The sequence below is a fragment of the Sphingomonas bacterium genome, from assembly GCF_903642285.1.
Classification (GTDB): Bacteria; Pseudomonadota; Alphaproteobacteria; order Sphingomonadales; family Sphingomonadaceae; genus Sphingomonas.
In genome coordinates this window covers 85,237-102,668 of sequence record NZ_CAHJWJ010000005.1, presented here as the reverse complement: position 1 = coordinate 102,668, position 17,432 = coordinate 85,237, and the positions used below count along the sequence as shown (strand labels likewise).

At 60.3% G+C, this 17,432-nt stretch carries 19 protein-coding genes and 2 pseudogenes; 12 read left to right on the top strand and 9 right to left on the bottom strand.

Annotated elements, in window-relative coordinates; genetic code table 11:
- Window positions 1-40: 40 nt before the first annotated feature.
- The 3 genes from HUU99_RS04200 to HUU99_RS15750 all read right to left on the bottom strand — a co-directional run bounded on the left by HUU99_RS04200 (window position 41) and on the right by HUU99_RS15750 (window position 2,482).
- A complete protein-coding gene (locus tag HUU99_RS04200) occupies window positions 41-790 on the bottom strand; it encodes a hypothetical protein (RefSeq protein ID WP_174285328.1) in 750 nt (249 codons plus the stop codon).
- A 3-nt stretch (window positions 791-793) separates the two neighbouring features.
- A complete protein-coding gene (locus tag HUU99_RS15350; protein WP_217430764.1) occupies window positions 794-1,327 on the bottom strand; it encodes a hypothetical protein in 534 nt (177 codons plus the stop codon).
- A 108-nt stretch (window positions 1,328-1,435) separates the two neighbouring features.
- On the bottom strand, window positions 1,436-2,482 hold the full coding sequence (locus HUU99_RS15750; protein ID WP_174285327.1) for a radical SAM protein: 1,047 nt from the start codon (window positions 2,480-2,482) through the stop codon (window positions 1,436-1,438).
- Window positions 2,483-3,163: 681 nt separating this feature from the next.
- Between HUU99_RS15750 and HUU99_RS15865 the strand changes: the two genes are divergently transcribed.
- Both HUU99_RS15865 and HUU99_RS15860 read left to right on the top strand, forming a co-directional pair.
- Window positions 3,164-3,568, top strand: a complete 405-nt coding sequence (locus tag HUU99_RS15865) for an IS5 family transposase (protein ID WP_375380038.1) — start codon at window positions 3,164-3,166, stop codon at window positions 3,566-3,568.
- Entirely contained in the window at window positions 3,544-3,969 is a 426-nt protein-coding gene (locus HUU99_RS15860) for a transposase (protein WP_375380037.1), read from the top strand. The genes HUU99_RS15865 and HUU99_RS15860 overlap by 25 nt, the downstream gene beginning before the upstream one ends.
- Window positions 3,970-4,170: 201 nt before the next feature.
- Here the strand turns inward: HUU99_RS15860 and HUU99_RS04185 are convergent.
- Window positions 4,171-5,117 (bottom strand): IS630 family transposase gene (locus tag HUU99_RS04185; protein ID WP_174285326.1). Its coding sequence is split into 2 segments (ribosomal slippage): window positions 4,171-4,778 and window positions 4,778-5,117, totalling 948 coding nucleotides; the frame shifts between segments, so codons are not numbered across the junction.
- 289 nt (window positions 5,118-5,406) lie between these two features.
- Between HUU99_RS04185 and HUU99_RS04180 the strand changes: the two genes are divergently transcribed.
- Window positions 5,407-6,378: a nucleotidyltransferase and HEPN domain-containing protein gene (locus tag HUU99_RS04180; RefSeq protein ID WP_217430763.1), complete on the top strand. Its 972-nt coding sequence runs from the start codon at window positions 5,407-5,409 to the stop codon at window positions 6,376-6,378.
- Here HUU99_RS04180 and HUU99_RS04175 read toward each other — a convergent pair whose 3' ends face one another.
- Window positions 6,379-7,122 carry an RES family NAD+ phosphorylase gene (locus HUU99_RS04175; RefSeq protein ID WP_254602910.1) on the bottom strand — a complete coding sequence of 248 codons (744 nt, stop codon included), beginning with the start codon at window positions 7,120-7,122 and terminating at the stop codon, window positions 6,379-6,381.
- Window positions 7,100-7,720, bottom strand: a complete 621-nt coding sequence (locus HUU99_RS15470; RefSeq protein WP_254602909.1) for an MbcA/ParS/Xre antitoxin family protein — start codon at window positions 7,718-7,720, stop codon at window positions 7,100-7,102. The genes HUU99_RS04175 and HUU99_RS15470 overlap by 23 nt, the downstream gene beginning before the upstream one ends.
- Between HUU99_RS15470 and traG the strand changes: the two are divergent.
- The 4 genes and pseudogenes from traG to HUU99_RS04155 all read left to right on the top strand — a co-directional run.
- Window positions 7,683-8,964, top strand: a pseudogene (traG, locus tag HUU99_RS04165) (IncP-type conjugal transfer protein TraG); the annotation flags it as partial. The gene HUU99_RS15470 and the pseudogene traG sit on opposite strands and share 38 nt — an antisense overlap.
- Window positions 8,942-9,649: a P-type conjugative transfer protein TrbJ gene (gene trbJ, locus HUU99_RS04160; RefSeq protein ID WP_174285324.1), complete on the top strand. Its 708-nt coding sequence runs from the start codon at window positions 8,942-8,944 to the stop codon at window positions 9,647-9,649. The pseudogene traG and the gene trbJ, both read left to right, overlap by 23 nt.
- 568 nt (window positions 9,650-10,217) lie before the next feature.
- Window positions 10,218-10,334: pseudogene (locus HUU99_RS15745) on the top strand (hypothetical protein); the annotation flags it as partial.
- A gap of 499 nt (window positions 10,335-10,833) precedes the next feature.
- Entirely contained in the window at window positions 10,834-11,265 is a 432-nt protein-coding gene (locus tag HUU99_RS04155) for a hypothetical protein (protein WP_174285323.1), read from the top strand.
- A 232-nt stretch (window positions 11,266-11,497) separates the two neighbouring features.
- On the opposite strand, the gene HUU99_RS04150 is transcribed toward HUU99_RS04155, so the two are convergent.
- Window positions 11,498-11,746, bottom strand: coding sequence for a hypothetical protein (locus HUU99_RS04150; RefSeq protein WP_217430762.1), 249 nt, complete (start codon window positions 11,744-11,746; stop codon window positions 11,498-11,500).
- Window positions 11,747-11,817: 71 nt separating this feature from the next.
- The gene (locus tag HUU99_RS04145) at window positions 11,818-12,090 is read right to left on the bottom strand and encodes a hypothetical protein (RefSeq protein WP_174285321.1); all 273 of its coding nucleotides are present in this window, start codon (window positions 12,088-12,090) and stop codon (window positions 11,818-11,820) included.
- A 701-nt stretch (window positions 12,091-12,791) separates the two neighbouring features.
- Here HUU99_RS04145 and HUU99_RS04140 point away from each other — a divergent pair.
- Together HUU99_RS04140 and HUU99_RS04135 are read left to right on the top strand one after the other, a co-directional pair.
- Window positions 12,792-13,205, top strand: a complete 414-nt coding sequence (locus HUU99_RS04140) for a hypothetical protein (protein WP_174285320.1) — start codon at window positions 12,792-12,794, stop codon at window positions 13,203-13,205.
- Window positions 13,206-13,288: 83 nt separating this feature from the next.
- Window positions 13,289-13,762 carry a hypothetical protein gene (locus HUU99_RS04135; RefSeq protein ID WP_217430761.1) on the top strand — a complete coding sequence of 158 codons (474 nt, stop codon included), beginning with the start codon at window positions 13,289-13,291 and terminating at the stop codon, window positions 13,760-13,762.
- Between the two features lie 154 nt (window positions 13,763-13,916).
- Here HUU99_RS04135 and HUU99_RS04130 read toward each other — a convergent pair whose 3' ends face one another.
- A complete protein-coding gene (locus HUU99_RS04130; RefSeq protein ID WP_174285318.1) occupies window positions 13,917-14,948 on the bottom strand; it encodes a DUF4424 domain-containing protein in 1,032 nt (343 codons plus the stop codon).
- 129 nt (window positions 14,949-15,077) lie between these two features.
- On the opposite strand from HUU99_RS04130, the gene HUU99_RS04125 reads away from it, so the two are divergent.
- The 3 genes from HUU99_RS04125 (at window position 15,078) to HUU99_RS04115 (ending at window position 17,370) form a co-directional block, all read left to right on the top strand.
- Window positions 15,078-16,079 carry a hypothetical protein gene (locus HUU99_RS04125; protein WP_174285317.1) on the top strand — a complete coding sequence of 334 codons (1,002 nt, stop codon included), beginning with the start codon at window positions 15,078-15,080 and terminating at the stop codon, window positions 16,077-16,079.
- Window positions 16,080-16,231: 152 nt separating this feature from the next.
- Window positions 16,232-16,690, top strand: coding sequence for a hypothetical protein (locus HUU99_RS04120; protein ID WP_174285316.1), 459 nt, complete (start codon window positions 16,232-16,234; stop codon window positions 16,688-16,690).
- Window positions 16,691-16,854: 164 nt separating this feature from the next.
- Window positions 16,855-17,370: a hypothetical protein gene (locus HUU99_RS04115; protein ID WP_174285315.1), complete on the top strand. Its 516-nt coding sequence runs from the start codon at window positions 16,855-16,857 to the stop codon at window positions 17,368-17,370.
- Window positions 17,371-17,432: the final 62 nt, after the last annotated feature.

The following is a 17,432-nucleotide window of genomic DNA, read 5'->3' as shown; positions in this document are numbered from 1 at the left end:
ATTACAATACCCGAAAAGCTTTTAAGTTAAGATAGACTGACTAACACAGTCCGGAGCTGAAAAATAGAGGCTCTTGCTTTTCACGACTGGTCCAATGGTTTGCGCCAAGGCGATATTTATCATACCAATAGAGTCGAAAGGGACCAATTCCCCCCCTGTTTAAACTATAGACCTGAAATAAATCGCGATATGTATTAAAAGGCCGGGGCGGTGAATAAGAGAAGTCGATTAGCTTATCTCGAATCATATTAGGCCCAGTAAGGTCGAAGATCGAGTATGCCGTTAAAGCGCCACGGTTACTCCTCTCGATATCCCGCTGGAATCGGAGATTAGCAAAGGCCCGCGTCAACAGATCGCCCAGAATATCCGCGTACGGCCTAGCAGAAATTGGGCTATTAAATATTCTATTGAACGGTATCGAGGATTCTTGTGAGTCTATTTCTGGAATTGTCAAATCAAACATAGTTGAAGAATGCATATAATTACGCAAGATATCAAAGTCTCCCGGTACAGTATGGCCATCAATATAAGTACCCCCTCGCGCTTTAAGCAATGCCAATCGCGCTATATCGGAACGACAGGCAGGTATGCGAATATCAAGATAAAGATCGAGAACTACCGCGGGCCATGATGATAGTGCATTCAGGACTGCCGTGTCATCGAATACCTCAAAGCCAGGATCAAACGTCCGCCATGCATCGCGGCATGGAATCGGAAAGCCCTTTCCCAATGGACCAGGACCTTCTGTCCAAAAGCCGAATATAGAAGCTGGTTCTGCGATATGGAACACAGATTAGCTCGAAAAGTAGCGCGCAACGATGGAAATGCGCATCGGATCTGAGTTACTCCGCGTTGCATTGAGAGGGGTAATTTTATGTTCGATATCTACCGCCCGAAACAATAAAGCGTCGCCCGGATACAACGCTACGTCGGACTCTATCCCGTACCTTCTGATCTGAAAAACCCCCCCGCACTCCGGCGGCGGCTGACAAATGCTAAGTAAAATCTGCACAGCACCATATTTATCACGATGCCAGGAAATGTGCTGTCCTGGCGTGTAAGTATTTGCCCAAATCGAAGGTCGGAGCTGGAGTCCCTGATTTGAGACAGATTGCGCCCAGGTGTGAATAACCTCCGAAGCTAAAGTGTCGGCGATCAAACCCGAGTCTTGGATATCATATTCTAGCCAAGACTCACCAAAGTCTCCAACGTGAACGCTCCGTGGTTTAACACCGAATACCTCGTCCCGTAGGGCGTTCGCATTGCTCAACACGGATTGCTTAAAGATGTCCGTCTTTATCAAGCCGTCAATTTCGAACACATTCATTTGCGACAAAACGGATGCCGTGTCGGACTCGTGATTAAACCCGCTCTGCCTTCCATCAATGCTAGATAGCATAAGGTGCCATCCTTCCAAATTAAGTCACTCCGACGCCTATTTATACGGCGTGCATACATTGTAGGGATTGCAGAGGTTAGGATAGCAATCACCGGGACCACAACCGGAGTCATTCGGACCGCAGTTTGGCTGCACCGGCGAGCAGTGATACGGAGTGCAATCTCCGGATGGCGTGCAGCCCATAGGCTGGCATGGGGCCGCTGGTCCACAATCAGGCGTACACATGGAGGACCCTGGCACCTGATCCTTATCTCGCGACCCTAAAACGTGGGCACCATAGTCGCGGCGGAAATTACTCAACGGGCGCGAGATGACGATTTCTGAAATGGACTGCTCTCTTACGTTTCCTACTACGACATCGCGAGACATGATGCAGGGGTAGCATTTACCATCGTATGAAATTGCAAGCTTCCCGTTCCAGCAAGCGCCGCATAGCGTCTCAAACTGTGAGACGAACGGGCTCATCTTTAACCCACGGCCGACTGGTCTCACAGAGTCCTGACCGATCATTCTTCGATCTACACCCTCACTCTCCAAAAAGGCCACTTTTTCGTCGTGCGTCTCACAATCCGGTGATGCATCGATAACGCCCACTCTTAGTCTTAGGCCGCTTGCAACGGCATTACGGATGCCTTCGATTGTGTCATCGAAGCTGCCTTTCGTAAGCGTCACGTATTCATGTAAATCCGCCCTCGTCGAATAGAATGACGTCGCAACATTCACGCGATGTGCTGCGAGAAATGTGGCAGTTTCGTCGTCAAGCAATGCCGCGTTTGTAAACACTTCTAAAAAGTCAAACCCAAGGCTGTACGCCAAGCTTACGAATTCGCGTATTTGTGGGTGGGTCAGGGGCTCGCCCCCTATGAACTGAATTTGACGACACCCTTCGTCGTACACTTGACGAATCACAGACGCCCAGTTAATAGTATTATGCGGCCGAGTCGGAGAAGACGAAGTATAACAATGGCGACAACGAAGATTACAGTGTTGCGTAATCTCGAGCCAAGCGAACGTTAGTTTACTTGGAAGCGACTCATGCGTGACGCGAGGTTCGGATAAAAAATCTATGGCATGGCTGTTCATTTAACACCTCCTTCGAAACACTTAGGACGAAGTTATAGTGGGGCGGTAATATACTTTGTTTAAGAGAGCCTCGTCTAATGATAACTAGAGAGCCCTTTTTGCAATTTCTAGTAAGACTAGCTCTATGCAGAGCCGAAAGTCAACGTGAATAGCAACGAGGGTACACCGCCCTCTTGCGTGGCCGTTCAAACTTGCATATTGGCGACCTATCAGGAACCCCCATTGTATCACGTCGAGCTGGCGGGTGCTGTCGATCTCGCAGGCGACATATCCCGGCTTCGACGGCGAAACGTAATCCTTGTCGACGGTCAGCTCGCTCCGCCCTTCGTCCCTCGACTGGATCTAGTCATTGAACTCGGCGCGGCTGACATTGATGTTATAAAGATTGGACACGCGGCAATTCGCTCACGAGCGGTAGCGCAACACAAGGCTCTTCCAATCGCGTTCATCGGGTAGGCGGCTGCGGTCCTTCGAGCCGATCGCGGCCGACCTCGATCGTTAGTCCCGAGCGATGGCCGTCTTTCCGGCAGGCGAGCAGGCGAACCGGCGCGCGGCGCAGATCGTCGGGTCAGCGGCGTTGCTGGAATAACCACTAAACCGAGATTGTATTGAGGACATGCACTCGTAAATGGCTAGCGCTGGCGTTGAGTTGGTGATTCAAGCTCCGTGAGGGAGCCGATGATGAGCCAGCGGCGGTACGAACTGTCGGATTTCGAGTGGTCGGTGATCGCGCCGTTGTTACCGAACAAGCCGCGCGGGGTGGCGCGGGTTCATGACCGGCGGGTGCTGAACGGGATTTACTGGCGGTTGCGGACGGGGTCGCCATGGGCCGACATTCCCGAGCGCTATGGTCCTTATACGACGTGCTACAACCGCTTCGTGCGCTGGGGGAAGCTGGGTGTGTGGGACCGGCTGTTCGATGCGGTATCAAAGGCCTACGCTGGTAAGGTGCAGATGGTCGACTCCTCGTCGATCCGCGTTCACCAGCATGGCGGCAATGCTAAAAAGGGGGTCCGCACGACACCGGCACTGCCCTTGGGGACGACACTGGAGGCCGCTGCATGGGGCGCTCGCGTGGCGGGCTGACGACCAAGATCCACGCGCTGGTCGACGCCAACGGCCTGCGCATCACGCTCAAGCTGACACCCGGCCAGGCGCACGACGGCCGCAGCGCCGCCGACATGCTCGGCACGGTCGGCGCGGACGACGTGCTGCTCGCCGACCGCGCCTACGACAGCGACGCCCTGCACCGGACCCTCGCCGCGCGGGGCGCGGGCCAACGTCAAGCCGATGCCGCAGCGAACCAACATCCCGCCATTCGATCGCGCCCTCTACCGCCAGCGCAACCTCGTCAAACGCTTCTTCGGCAAGCTCAAACACGTCCGTGCCATCGCCACCCGCTACGAAAAGCACGCCGCCAACTATCTCGCTCTCGTCAAACTCGCCGCCGTCAAAATCTGGATGCGGTTTATGAGTCGATGACCTAGACTAAACGAACGGCCGCTTACGCCATCTGAATGCCCGAACGCGGCCGGGCCGTAATCCACCATCATTCCCGAATTCTGCCGGTCCGCTTTCACCAGCAGTACCGTTTAGATCGGCCTTAACCGTTCCGGGAGCGCGCCTGAATTGCAGATACGGGAGCACCGGACGCAGCCATATAAAAGGAGATTTAGAGCGGTTTCTGATCATTCTGCATCGTATCCTGCGGCAGCGAAGTAGTTCGAGCATTCCTGTGGCGAGTAGAGGTCGACGATGCGGCCAATGGCGTTCCAGAGACCGTGGATGGTGCGCTCAGCGGCCTTCCGCAGATGCGCCTTCAGCTTCGAGAACGCCATTTCGATGGGGTTGAAGTCGGGACTGTAGGGCGGGAGGAACAGGAGCGAGGCACCCGCCTTTTCGATGGTGGCGCGCACGGCCGGCGTCTTGTGGCTCGACAGGTTGTCCATAATGACGACGTCACCGGGCGAGAGCTCGGGCACGAGGACGCGGGTCACGTAGGTGAGGAAGGCATCACCATTTATCGGGCCATCGAGCACCCAAGGTGCAACCATGCCGGAGCGGCGCAGACCGGCGACGAAGGTTGTGGTCTTCCAATGCCCGTGCGGTACGCCGGCGCGCAGCCGCTCGCCGCGTGGTGCCCTGCCATAGCGGCGCGCCATGTTGGTCGACGCCCAGGTTTCGTCGATAAAGACGAGGCGATCCGGATCGAGATCGAGCTGTCCCTCGAACCAGTCCTCGCGCCGTTTCAGGATGTCGGGACGGTCCTGCTCGCTCGCATGCGCCGTCTTTTTTTACGCGTGATCCCGCGGCGATCGAAGAACCGCCATATCGTGCCGAGCGCGACTTGCGTGCCGTGGTCCGCCAGCAGCACCTGCAACTCCGCCAAGGTGATGTCGGGCGTCGCCGCATAGGCGTCCAGGATCAGGTCCGCACGCGCCTCGATCTTACCCGAACGCCGATCGCCGCCCTGCTGCTGAGGCTTCGGCGTTCCCTGCTGCGTCACAAGTTGCTGCCACCGGATCGCGCTTGCCGCGCTCACGCCGAACCGATCCGCCGCCTGCCTGCGAGACAGACCGCTTGCGATCGCCGCCACCACTCTGTCCCGAAGATCTGCCGACAATGCTCGTACCATCCATCCTGGCCTCCAGCACCAGCAAGGATCGTGAATCAGAAAATCAGGCCCGGGGAATCCCCCTCGATCCAGCGAGGTGAGAAACCGCTCTAGGGCGAAGCGCATTAAGCACAACACTGGGCATTCTCGGTAGCTGTATCCGGCGCAACCGGGATGTGAGAACGTGCTTGAGAACACGCGCCAGCGCCTTGTGCTCGAAAGCGGATATGCGCGCCGGCAACCCGGCCCGCCGGACGGCACCTCGATACGATGGGCGCACTGCGCGTCGCAACCGCCAAAGCGATTCGGAATGGATCGAAGCGGCCTGTTGCCCCTTACCAAGCGTCACGGAGGTGCAGAGAATCAAGGCGATGCGCACCGATGTCGATCATCTCCCGCCCGTCCAGCAAGGCGAGCTTCGGCGCGTGCGGATGTGCTGATGGAGGAGTTCGGCGAGGCGATCTCGCGCTCCACCTCCGCATCGCGGAAATACGGCAAAATCTACAAGATCATCCTGTTTGGCAGCTATGCGCGTGATGATTGGGTCGATGAACCAGATAACGGATACCAGTCCGATTTCGATCTGCTCGTCGTCGTCAGCCACCGCGACCTGACGGACATCGAGCATTATTGGTATGTCGCCGAGGACAAGATCCTGCGCGACGCGTCGATCGATCGTCCCGTCAACATCATCGTCCACTCGCTCGACGAGGTAAATCAGGCGCTGGGGCGCGGCGAATATTTCTGGGTCGATATCGCGCGGGACGGAATCGCGCTGTACGAGTTGCCCTGCCATCCGCTCGCGACGCCAATGCCACTGACGTCCGTCGACGCTTATGAGATGTCGCGCGGATATTTCGAGGACTGGCTTGGAAAGGTGGACGACGCGATCGAGATCGCAGAATTCTGTCTAGAAAAATTGAAATTAAAGGACGCTGCCTTCACGCTCCATCAAGCAACCGAGCGCGCCTACATATGCTTTCTGCTGGTCCGGACGCTTTACTTCCCGCGCTCGCACAACATAAAATTCCTGCGTTCGCTGGCCGAGGATCACGAACCCAGGCTGATCGGCCCTTGGCCTCGGGACATGCGCAGCGACCGTCGGCGCTTCGAACTGCTCAAGCGCGCTTATGTGGAGGCTCGCTACTCGAACGCATATGCAGTGACCGCCGAGGATCTCGTTTCGATCCTGACATCCGTCCGCCAATTGCGTGATGTCGTCGAACAGATATCCCGCGAACGTCTCGTCGAACTGCGCGAAATCGCGGGGTTCGACACCTGATCACGGCACCGTCAGCCCGAACTCCTCAAACGTAAACGCATAACGCTCGCTCGACGGAAACGCCGCGAACGCCGTCATCTGTCCGGCCTCGTAGCGCAGGTGCCACGTCTGCTCGATCGAGGGCGCAGGAGCGGCAAATCCGGCCGGATCGAACAGGGCTATGTTGAACCGGTGGTCCGGATCGCGTACCGACGCATATCGAACGACCTGCCCGCCGATACCGCGCGCGGCCGCCGCGAACGTCTGGCAGGCACGATAGTCGTCCGGCTTCATCCACCGCGCGGCATGTGTATCGAACGGCGGGATAGTCAGGTCGAGAGCGCGGTCGACTGCGATCGGCACCGTGAACGCCGAATGCTCGACCACGGTCGTCGGCGGTACTAACCCGGGCGAGCGGGAGAAGAACAGCAGGCGCCAATAGGCGGTCTCGGCCACCGCAGTGGCAACGTGCTCGGAGCCGTAAAAGATACCCGGCCGCTCGTTCGCTCGCCGGAACCGCGATGCCTTGGCGTACCCGTAGCGGAACGGGGTGCCGAGCAGATAGTGCAGCCCACGCGCCGCCTGCGGCATGACCGGCTTGGCCTCCTCGACCAGCCGCTCGAGCAGCGCCTGATCCTCGACGCCTGCCGCCAGCCGGTTGGTCGAGATACGGTGCTGCGCCTCGACCAGCCGCCAGATTTTGCCCGTATACGCCCGGAAGTCCGCCGAGGTCGGGACGACCTCAGACCTGGGCGCGGAAGTCATCGACATAATTCGCTACCGTACCCAGGCCCCGGATCGAGCGGATTAGGTCGATCGGCCGACCATCGAGATCGAGATTGGGGCTGCGCAGCCACGACATCGATGCCTCGTCGTCGCTGCCCATCAGCGCGTCGAGACCGCGGAACAGGCGGACGAGATACTGGCCGAGCTCGAACGCCTTGCTCGACCGGTCGAGTTCGAACCCCCCGGTCCGCAGGCGCGAGGCGGTCGCGGGCGAAAGGCCTAGCACCGCGCCCAACTGCTCGTTGGTGAGCTTCCAGCACGCCGCGACGCGCGACACGGAGGCGGTCAGCACTCGATTCTCGTCGTTCTTCGCCAGCGGTCGCGCGGTTGCCATGATCGTTCCTTGGAATGAAATAGTTAATAAGTGTTTATAGGAACGGAACGTGACGGCGGCAAGTCTGGGAGCTTGGACGGTCGCATGATTGAAGCTGGCGCAAACCAGCGTATTTTCACGCAACAGCACAATTCTGTTTTCGGCACCGTCCGGCGATCCTTGCCCGGCCCGATCGATCGACGATCCGGCGGGGAACGCAACCACCATGACGCCCACGAGACTGTTGATCGGCCAGATCCTCATCGTCTTCGCGATCGTCATCGCGGGCGTGTGGGCGGCGACGCAGTGGGCCGCAGCGATGCTCGCCTATCAGCCCGAACTCGGGTCACCCTGGGCGATCGTCGGCGGTCTGCCGGTCTATCGGCCATGGGCGCTATTCGCATGGTGGTATCACTACGGTGCCTATGCCGAACCCGTGTTCGACCGCGCCGGTATGCTGGCCGGGGCGAGTGGGTTCATCGGCTGCAGCGCTGCGATCGCCGGATCGCTGTGGCGCGCGCGCCAGTCGAACAATGTCACGACCTATGGATCGGCGCGGTGGGCAAGCGGTCGCGAAGTCGATGCGGCGGGATTACACAAGGATGTCGGCGTGCTGCTCGGCAGCCTTGGCGGCAGGTATCTGCGCCACGACGGTCCCGAGCATGTCATGGCGTTTGCGCCAACCCGCTCGGGCAAGGGTGTCGGGTTGGTCGTGCCGACGCTGCTGTCCTGACGGGGTCTGCCGTCATCCACGACATCAAGGGCGAGAACTGGACCCTGACCGCCGGATGGCGGGCGCGCTTCTCGCACTGCCTGCTGTTCAACCCGACCGACTCTCGCTCGGCGCGGTACAACCCGCTGCTGGAGGTGCGCCGCGGCGCGTCCGAGGTCCGTGACGTCCAGAACATCGCCGACATCCTGGTCGACCCCGAGGGCGCGCTGGAGCGGCGCAATCATTGGGAGAAGACCAGCCACTCGCTGCTGGTCGGCGCGATCCTCCACGTCCTCTATGCCGAGGAGGAGAAGACGCTCGCTCGCGTCGCGACCTTCCTGTCCGATCCGCAGCGCAGCTTCGTCGCGACCCTGAAGCGGATGATGTCGACCAACCATCTGGGTGACACCGATCATCCGCGGGTCCATCCGGTCGTCGCGTCTGCCCGCGCGAACTGCTCAACAAGAGCGAGAACGAGCGCTCCGGCGTGCTGTCGACCGCGATGTCGTTCCTGGGCCTCTACCGCGATCCGACGGTCGCCGAGGTCACCTCGCGTTGCGATTGGCGGATTGCCGACCTGATCGAGGGCGAGCGACCGATGTCGCTCTATCTCGTCATCCCGCCGTCGGACATCAGCCGCACCAAGCCGCTCGTCCGGCTCGTGCTCAACCAGATCGGGCGTCGTCTTACCGAGCGGCTAGACCAGCCCGCGGATGGTCCTCGCCGGCACCAGCTGCTGATGATGCTCGACGAGTTTCCGGCGCTCGGGCGACTTGATTTCTTCGAGACCAGCCTTCACCGTCTTTGATCCGACCAATTTCTCGCAGAACGTACTGACTGCGGCGCGCACGCTACAGCAGATCAACAATCAGATCCGCTCGCTCCAGAACGAAGCGGCGATGCTGATCAATCAGGCGAAGAACCTGACAGCTGTCAGCTTTCCCGAACTACAGGCGATCACGAGCACGCTTCGCCAGATCGACCAGTTGAGGGGGCAGGCACAGGGCATCCAGTTCCGTGTCGCCTCGACCGATCAGCAATTCCAGCAGCTGTTTCCATCGGCGTCCAATCCAGCGCTCACGCTCAACGCACAGGTCGCCGCGGCGCGGGCGCGGATGGACGTGTCGATCGCCGCTTTTCGCCAAACCATGTCGGTACAGTCGCAGATTGTCGAGAATGTGACTGCCGACACGCAGACTGTGCATGGTATCGTCGCGCGCAGCCAGGGAGCGGACGGCGCGCTCGGTGTCGGTCAGGCGACCAACCAATTGCTCGCGCTGACGGCCAAGCAGCAGTTCCAGATCCAGACTATGATGGCGGCGCAGTACCGCGTCGAAGCACTGGAGCAAGCGCGGCGGGGCCAACGCGCGTCTTCCATTACTGCGTTGATCCATTTGGCGCACCATGCAGGCGAAAAGTCATCACCGTCCCATGCGTCGGGGACGAAGAGGCTTCCTAGCTTCCAGAGCAGCGCCGACTGATCCGGGGCGGGCATCTCGATCGACGCGCCTTCGGTCGAACACTGGGCGTCGCTCAGGCGATCGCTCTCCTCAAATTCTGCTTCGCCGATCGGCGGATCGTCGACAAATGGCCTGGTCACCTCCTGCACCGCATACCGGGGCGGCTCGATCCCTATTGGCTGGAAGTCGCTGCGCATCGTCCAGCGTTACGCCGCCGTCGATACAACTCACATGCATGAGGCTGTCCAGAATTTGAAATAGCGTCAGCGCCAACCATCAGGGCATCCGTCTGCATAATATCGCCAAGTATGTTCGAGACAACATGCCGCTTTGGCCGAATGATATCCAAGAGTCTCAGCGGATAAATTCTGCGAAAAGATCATTTGAGTGGCAGTGACGAATACCGTAAACTGTTTTCTCCGAACAGTCGACTTGCGGTGCTGCTGGGCACACGCTGGGCATAGCATATTTGATAGGTAGTTAAGATGCTGAAAGATAGGCGAAATATGGCCAATGAAAACGGCTTTGACATCGCAGGGGTCGCAAGTTCAATCCTTGCCACGCCCACCATTTTCTCCTCAGCCGCCAGTCGCTGCACAAGGCGCTGAGCGCGGACGGCAACCCGACGCTCGACATGGTGATGAAGGTGCTCGACGCGCTCGGCCTTCAGCTTGAGGCGAGGGTACGCGTGGCCGAGACGGCCTGAGGCGCGACCGCGCGAGCGAGGCTGCTTCACGGAGCGCGATAGCGCAAGGCGTTGATTCTCCCTATGTTCCTGGCGGGGAGCGGAGCGCCGAGGTGGAACACAGCAAGATCAAGCCGCCACGTCGTCGTGACGGCAATCATAATAGAATGCATCGCGCGCGACGGCATCAGCCCAACCTATGAGGAATTGGGTCGATGGATCAGATCATTACCCGGATCGGCCACGCGCTGCTCATGGCGGTCAGCATGTTCTGGCAGACCGGCTGGAGCCTGGTACCGGGTCCATCATCGCCGCGCGCCTCCAGGCGATCTTTCCCGCCGATCAGATGCGGCGGAAAGGGCTATGCGGTCTGCAAGGGCGGGACTTTAACCCTCGGTGCTGCCCCGGTTACCACCCGAAGCATTACGTCCGATAGCGTCCCTCCCCCAAATGGTGGAAGCGGCGAACGCCCGTCTGCCTCAAGACACACCAGTGGTGCTTTCACGGGAGATATTCGATCATGACGCTGATACCCGAACGTCAGGCTACTCGCCAGAGCCTGTTCAAGAGTGCTTTCGCCATCATTGCTACAGCCTCGATACTGGCAAGCCTGGCGAATGCAAAGGGGATGGCACAGGAGCGCCCCGTTCAGATACCGGGGGCATATGATGACATGAAGAGGCGATTGAGCGCGCTTGAATCCAGCAATCAAGCTCTTAACAATCAGGTTGCCAATCTGCAGTTGCAACTGAACAACAATATTGGGGCGACGACGGCCGTGCGCCGGGAATTGACGAGCTTCCAAGCCACATATTCCAGGCACACGCATGCCCTCGGCTTTGGCTTCATGAACCCGGCGACGGTAGCATCGACAAATAGCCCAATCCTGCTGCCTTTCGTCACTCAGGCAAACATCCGGGCATTGACGAGAACGGGAGGCCCTACCGACTGACGAAGGCTGCTAAGCAATTATCGCAGCATAAGACGCATGGTCGCTCTAGTAATCGTCATGTGGTATAAGTGCATTACCGGTCACGAGCCTTTGCTCAACTGATTATTCACTGGCTTGATTCAATTTTTTGAAGCCGCGGCTAATAATTTATGCCACGAGCCGTCATGCTGTTCAAAAACGGAAAGCGCCTGGATATGGCTTGCACCCTCGGACGCAGCGCCCGTCCGGCAACTCACCGTCGCCGCAGCAGCGCGATCAGCCCGTCGCGCATGGTCATCGCATACGCGCGATCGGAGGAAGCAACCACTACCGCCGTATAATTACCCGTCGCGGTGGTCGATCTGGTGGCGACCAGAACGGAGGCCCTGCCGTTCGATGCCACAAAGGATGCGGCGTTATTAGCTTCTCCCGTCAGGGCCGGCTCGACCTGATATCCCCCATCCTGCACCAGCTTCTCTTCTTTCAGGGACGCTGCATGCACGTTGCCGTGCGCAGCGAACCCGGCGAACTGAATATGCAGAGGATTGCCGGAATTCGATAGTCGCGATCCGCTTACAAAAACTCTTGGTGGAAACCGTTTGCAAGAGCTGACCTTGCCCCTTCAAGGTTCGAACTATCACTGGATGCCACCGCGGCTATAATATCGTTCGTTGTTGACGGCATCCCCGGAATACAAGCGATGAGCGCGGAATAATGCTCAAAATGAAGGACGGCGGCGACGTCATTAGCGGCAGAAGCCTTATAGCCGTTCTTGGCAATCTGGGCTTTGACGAAGTCGGCGCAGCTGGGTGCGGAGCCGCTGTTGAAAGCCGCGCCCATGATCATGACCTGCGACGGCAGCGGGATCGGGGGTTAGAATGCTTCTCGGTCAGCAGGCGCTGCCCCAATGCAGAGCCGGCAATACCGAAAACAGTGGCCAGCAACGGCCAGGCTAAGACTTTCTTCATTACGTTCCCCTCGCTGGTTCTGCGGTTCGATCAAGCGGCCAAAGTGGCGACACGCCATCCTCCTTCACGCGAAAGACAGCTTTGCCGGGCTGGCGAATGCACGGCACTTGTTCTCATCCCGCGTAACTGGGCTTCTCCGAGCAAGCCCGCGTCCTCCGTATAGGGGACCATGCGGGGCGATTTACCGGCTCGACCATGGCAACACGTGCCTCCTCCATCTACGAAAGGCGATGGCGCGTCCGATGTGCTCCGTCACCGCCGTCCGGCCCGGGCGCGACATCGTTCCGGAGATTGCAAATCGCCGATCCTGGATGCTCCGACGGCGCGGAAGCGCTGCAATGCATGGGCGGGGGGGATTTTCGCGTCCACGAACGATCACGACGCCTTCGCTTTCGCGACATCACGCCGTCCCGCGAGCGATGTCTCCCGCAAATGAGGGACGCGCACGCCGCCGCCGCCGTTTATTCAGCGGCGACATCGCAGGACGAACGCGGTTTCTATCGCCAGCTGCATACGCTCCGCCAATGTAGGGCGCGGTGCCGCCGGGGTGCTCGTACATACCGTAATCAGCGGAAGGACATGAAGATGTTTCGCCGGATCCTGTACGGCATTGCGTTCATCGGCGCCGGCCTGCCTCTGAAACCGGCGTCCATCGGCGCGCAAATGCGACCGGGGTCCGGGCCCATAGAGACGGTTGAGACGCCGCTCGCCTGTCAGCTGCTCGCCGGTGCCGCGACATCCGCACCGACGGGTGCAGCGCCCGGATCGATTCAGCAGATCGTCGCGCGCAGCCCCGATATAACGCGCGAAGGTATGCTTGTCCGTGCCTTCGTCCATATGCGCAACGGACAGGTCGTCACCGTCAACCTTTCGACGCCACCAAAGCTTTGGGCCGGACAGTGGGTAAGGGTCGGCGAGGTCACCGGCGGACAGTCCTGTAGCGCGACGCTCTTTACGCGCAGCCAGCGAGGCTCTCCTCGCATGCAGCCCTGACGAGGTGCAGCGCGCTTCGCCTTCGCTCATGGTGAACGGCGTTCGCCGGCCATGCGCAGACGCGGATGCACGAGCAGCCCTCCATGATCGCTAGGATCAGCCTCACCGCAAGCGTGTCGGCCGTCATCGCCGTAACGATGATCGGGTCGCCGCTTCGGGGCGCGGGCGGCTACTCGCCCGAGGACCGCATGGCAATGGGCTCGTATGTTCTTACCACGTCGAAAATGGTACGGTGGATATCCGCCGAAAGCGCGCTCAAGGCCGCACAAAGCGCCGACCCTGAATTGCGGGCGGACGAGGAAGATTTGAGGCGTTCAAACGGCGACCTGGCGCAGTTGCTCGCGGCCATGCGCCGCCATCCGCGGTTTACCCATTTCTTTCGCCGCGCGGGATTATCGGATCGCGATGCCGTTCTCTTTCCGGTCGTGATCGCGAATGCGGCCGTTGCGGCGCTGACCGGGACGGACCTGGACGGCGAGGCATCCTTTTCGACGCCACCGCAGATTGCGTTCTACCGCGCGCATCATGATGAGCTGGACGGTGTCTTGCGACGCTGAAGAACCGGCGCGTCGGCTCGCGGCAAGCGATTTCGCCAACGGGCATCCGTGTCATGCGCTGCCGGGCGACTTTCGTTTGCCTGGCTCATGCCTTTCGCGCTCGCCGGGTCCACCGATGCGGTCGCACAGATGGAGCAGGGTGTCCGAGTCGCGCTCAGTCGGGCCGCGCCGTCGGCACGAGCAGCAGGACTTTCAGGTCGCCGGCCGGCCGGAAATCGGCCCGCGTCAGTTCGAAGGTCGTCGGACCCGTCTTGGTCAACCCGTCCATGCACAGGCTGACGAGCGTCTGGGGGTCGCCCTTGTCGATGGTCAGGTGGAAGCGGCCGATCGGCCCGCGCCAGTTGGCACCGGTGTGCAGGATATAATCGATGCGTTGCTCGCCGAACGGCGGGTAATCGAGATTGCGGCTCCGCATGGCGCTTGCGATCGTATCCAGCAGATCGGCATCGGGGCAATAATCCGGCGCATAATGCGCATTGCCGCGTTTCTGGCGCCAGTTGGGCAGGCCGATGCCGGTTTGCGACGCGCTGCCGATACTCGGCTGATAGTCGTGCTCGATGTGCACGGGACGATCGGACGGGAAATGCTGCGTCCAGTAATATGTCGAGTGCAGCGTCCAGTTCGGTTGCAGATGCTGACGGGCCGGCTCCTCGGTTTCGGCCATGACCATGTTGACCAGCCGCATCGTGACGAGCTTGGCCCGTGTCGCCGCCGGCAGTCGGTCGAGCGCGGCCGAGGTATGACTGGATGTGGGTACGAGCGGGATGCCCAAACCCGTGAGCACCGCCGTACGGTCCACGCCGCCTACGATGGCATGTTGTTCCAGTTGCACCGCAACCGGCATGCCGTCCACCTTCAGCCGGAAGGCGAAAGGGTTGCGCGCATCGTCGGTCGGCACCGTAGCATCCGCGTCGCCGTCCTGCCGTAAATCGGGCAGTGGAAAGGCGACCGGCACGTCGATCGGACGCCCGGCATGATTGATGAAGACATAGGCAACCCGAATCCGGTCAGGCGAGATCGCAAGATCCTCCGATGCCATCTCGATATCGGGACTCGTGGCGATCTGCAGGCCACCGGTCGCCAGTTCCGCGGTGGTGTCGTTCGCCGCCAGTGGCGCCGCGACCGGCACCACCGCGCCGAGGGCGCCAAGGAACGCCATAAACCGGCCGATGTGGCGATGTCGCATGTCTTTCGCCTCCCGATGGCAAGACCCTCCCGTGCCGGGCGGACGGGATGCCGTCGTCGCCCGCATGGGGGAGGAACGCCGTTAATCCCGGCCGCGTCGTGCGCGCCACGATACGGGTCGTCCCGGGCGATGGTGACGGTTACCCAGCGTCTCCCCCAGATGGGTGAGGGCGGCTGGCGGCGTCCTCATCATAATGACGATCGTATCACCGACGTCGCGGCGCGCGGTCATCGATATTCAGGGAAAGAGGTAACGCCCATGTCCGGCATGACCAGTCGCTTCCGGCCCTATGATATCGGCTTGTACCTTCTTACGTCGTTGCTGCTCGCGGTAGCATGCCCGGCCATGGCGCGGCCCGGTACGCCCAACGCGGTTTCTTCCTGGTCGCCCGCGCCCGGCGTGATCGCGATCAAATGGCAGAATACGGCGAACGAAGGCGATATCGTGTTCGACATCGAAGGCCAGCAAGACGCGAGCGTCGCCAACTGGCGCCCCGAGAACGGCGTAGGCATGGGGTCGATGGTGACCTATTATTTCACCAAGCTTCCCGCTGGTCGCCACTGTTTTCGCCTCTGGTCGCGGGTGGGCGTGCAGGGGGAACGGTCGAGCGTGCCGTCGGATTTCACCTGCACCGTCGTGACGGCGGCCGCGGCGGCCGGGCCATCGAAGGTCGCCCCGCCGCCGGTGACCGGCAATGGCCAGGGCGTCGGTTTATTGGGGGTCCTGAGGGGGGGTGCGCCGCGCCTGTCCTCGGTAACCGTTCGCTTTCATGGTAATGGCGATGGGAAGGACCGGGACACCGAAGTCGATCTCGGCGTGTCCGACGGCCGGCGCAACCAGATCGCCTATGCCCATATCGGTCGATCGCCCGGCATCGCCAATCTCTTCCCGGCCAATGGCGATAGCCCAAGCTACACACTCGCCATCAACACGCCCCTTACCCGCGCGCAACTTCAATCGGGCTTTTTCAACATTCAGATCGAACCCGTCGGACACGACACGTGGAACTACACGGCGTATCTGACCTTCACCTTCTCCGACGGCAGCTCGATGCTGGGCTATCTACGCGACTCCGTGAGCGAGACCAACACGCATCACACGACGCCGCTCACACAGTTCTTCCAGCATTGATGGGCGAGGGGGTAACCATGCCGCTCCCTATGGTGCCGTCAGCCATCGCCCGCAGCGCAGGTAGGAGCAGCGCTCCTGCGCACGGATCCGGCCCCGCCGCTTCTCGCGGATCGATCTATTCTCCCCCGCTCGGGGGAGGCGCTCTCGATGCCATGCTCTATTCCGATCGTATCGTCTCGGGGAGCATTCTCATGCGCACTACATTGCTTACGATATCGATCCTGAGCTTCGTGATATCGGCATCGAGCGCCATCGCCGACCCCCTTCCGATCGAATGGTCCGTGACCGCCAGAGCCAACCCAATCCACTATGTCGGCAAATGCCCGGCAGTCATCACGTTCGACGCCCATGTCTCGGTCGTTGGCGCACCGGCGATCGAATACCGGTTCATCCGCAGTGACGGTGCGACCGGGCCCATGCAATCGATCGAGAGCCCGCCCCCCGGTATGCCCACATCAACGACCTGGACACTCGGTGGATCGACTCTCAAGCATTATGAGGGGTGGGAACAACTCGTCGTCAAAGAAATCCGACAGAAAGTTCCTCACGGCAAAGCGTCGAGGACGATCAGCGGCAACCGGGCGGCCTTCTCGATCGACTGCACCGGATGACGACGTCGTGGCGATGCCGCTGGACCATCGGCGTCCAAGCCCGAAGCCGACGGCTTGACGTCGAGCCGATAGCGCAAGTCCGGTAGGCCGCTTCTCTGCCCTAGATGGAGGAGGCCGGCGACCGACCGCGTGATTAGCATCGCCCATCATTGGAAGGAAAATACATGACACGCAAAAACCTGATCGTCGTTCGTTCGCTTGCGCTGTCGACCGCCCTCGCCGTGCTTGGTTTGACGGCCGCGCCGGTATGGGCGCGGCCCGGCACGCCCAACGGCGAAGCCTCCTGGTCGCCCGCTCCCGGCACGGTAGCCGTGCGGTGGCAGAATACCGCGAACGAAGGCCATATCGTTTTCGACATCGAGGGTCAGACCGATGCGAGCGTCGCCAACTGGACACCGGGTAATGTCGGGATGGGTTCGATCGTGACTTATACCTTCACGGGACTGCAGCCCGGCCGCCATTGCTTCCGAATTTGGTCGCGGGTCGGCGCGCAGGGACTTCGATCGGATCAGCCATCGGCCTTTACCTGCGCCAATGTAGGCACGCCGGCCAGCTATGCCGTCAACCATGGCCCGACCTCGGCACCGACTACCACGCCGACGCCGGCACCGACGCCGGTCAAGCCCTGCAAGGGTCTGGTCTGTGGCGGCAGCGGCGGCCTGACTTCGCGCCGAAACTGAGCGTCGTAACCGAGCGTCGACCGGCGTCCCTATACCGGGTGCCGGTCTGCTTTCTTCGACAT

Coding starts and splice junctions, on each gene's coding strand:
- HUU99_RS04115 (WP_174285315.1), top strand. CDS start 16,855: ATGACACGCAAAAACCTGATCGTCGTTCGTTCGCTTGCGCTGTCGACC.
- HUU99_RS04130 (WP_174285318.1), bottom strand. CDS start 14,948: ATGCGACATCGCCACATCGGCCGGTTTATGGCGTTCCTTGGCGCCCTC.
- HUU99_RS15470 (WP_254602909.1), bottom strand. CDS start 7,720: ATGAGGATCTGGCCGATCAACAGTCTCGTGGGCGTCATGGTGGTTGCG.
- HUU99_RS04175 (WP_254602910.1), bottom strand. CDS start 7,122: ATGACTTCCGCGCCCAGGTCTGAGGTCGTCCCGACCTCGGCGGACTTC.
- HUU99_RS15750 (WP_174285327.1), bottom strand. CDS start 2,482: ATGAACAGCCATGCCATAGATTTTTTATCCGAACCTCGCGTCACGCAT.
- HUU99_RS04125 (WP_174285317.1), top strand. CDS start 15,078: ATGGTGACGGTTACCCAGCGTCTCCCCCAGATGGGTGAGGGCGGCTGG.
- HUU99_RS04180 (WP_217430763.1), top strand. CDS start 5,407: ATGGATCGAAGCGGCCTGTTGCCCCTTACCAAGCGTCACGGAGGTGCA.
- HUU99_RS04135 (WP_217430761.1), top strand. CDS start 13,289: ATGATCGCTAGGATCAGCCTCACCGCAAGCGTGTCGGCCGTCATCGCC.
- HUU99_RS04120 (WP_174285316.1), top strand. CDS start 16,232: ATGCTCTATTCCGATCGTATCGTCTCGGGGAGCATTCTCATGCGCACT.
- HUU99_RS04155 (WP_174285323.1), top strand. CDS start 10,834: ATGACGCTGATACCCGAACGTCAGGCTACTCGCCAGAGCCTGTTCAAG.
- HUU99_RS15860 (WP_375380037.1), top strand. CDS start 3,544: ATGGGGCGCTCGCGTGGCGGGCTGACGACCAAGATCCACGCGCTGGTC.
- HUU99_RS04145 (WP_174285321.1), bottom strand. CDS start 12,090: ATGATCATGGGCGCGGCTTTCAACAGCGGCTCCGCACCCAGCTGCGCC.
- HUU99_RS15865 (WP_375380038.1), top strand. CDS start 3,164: ATGAGCCAGCGGCGGTACGAACTGTCGGATTTCGAGTGGTCGGTGATC.
- HUU99_RS15350 (WP_217430764.1), bottom strand. CDS start 1,327: ATGAATGTGTTCGAAATTGACGGCTTGATAAAGACGGACATCTTTAAG.
- HUU99_RS04140 (WP_174285320.1), top strand. CDS start 12,792: ATGAAGATGTTTCGCCGGATCCTGTACGGCATTGCGTTCATCGGCGCC.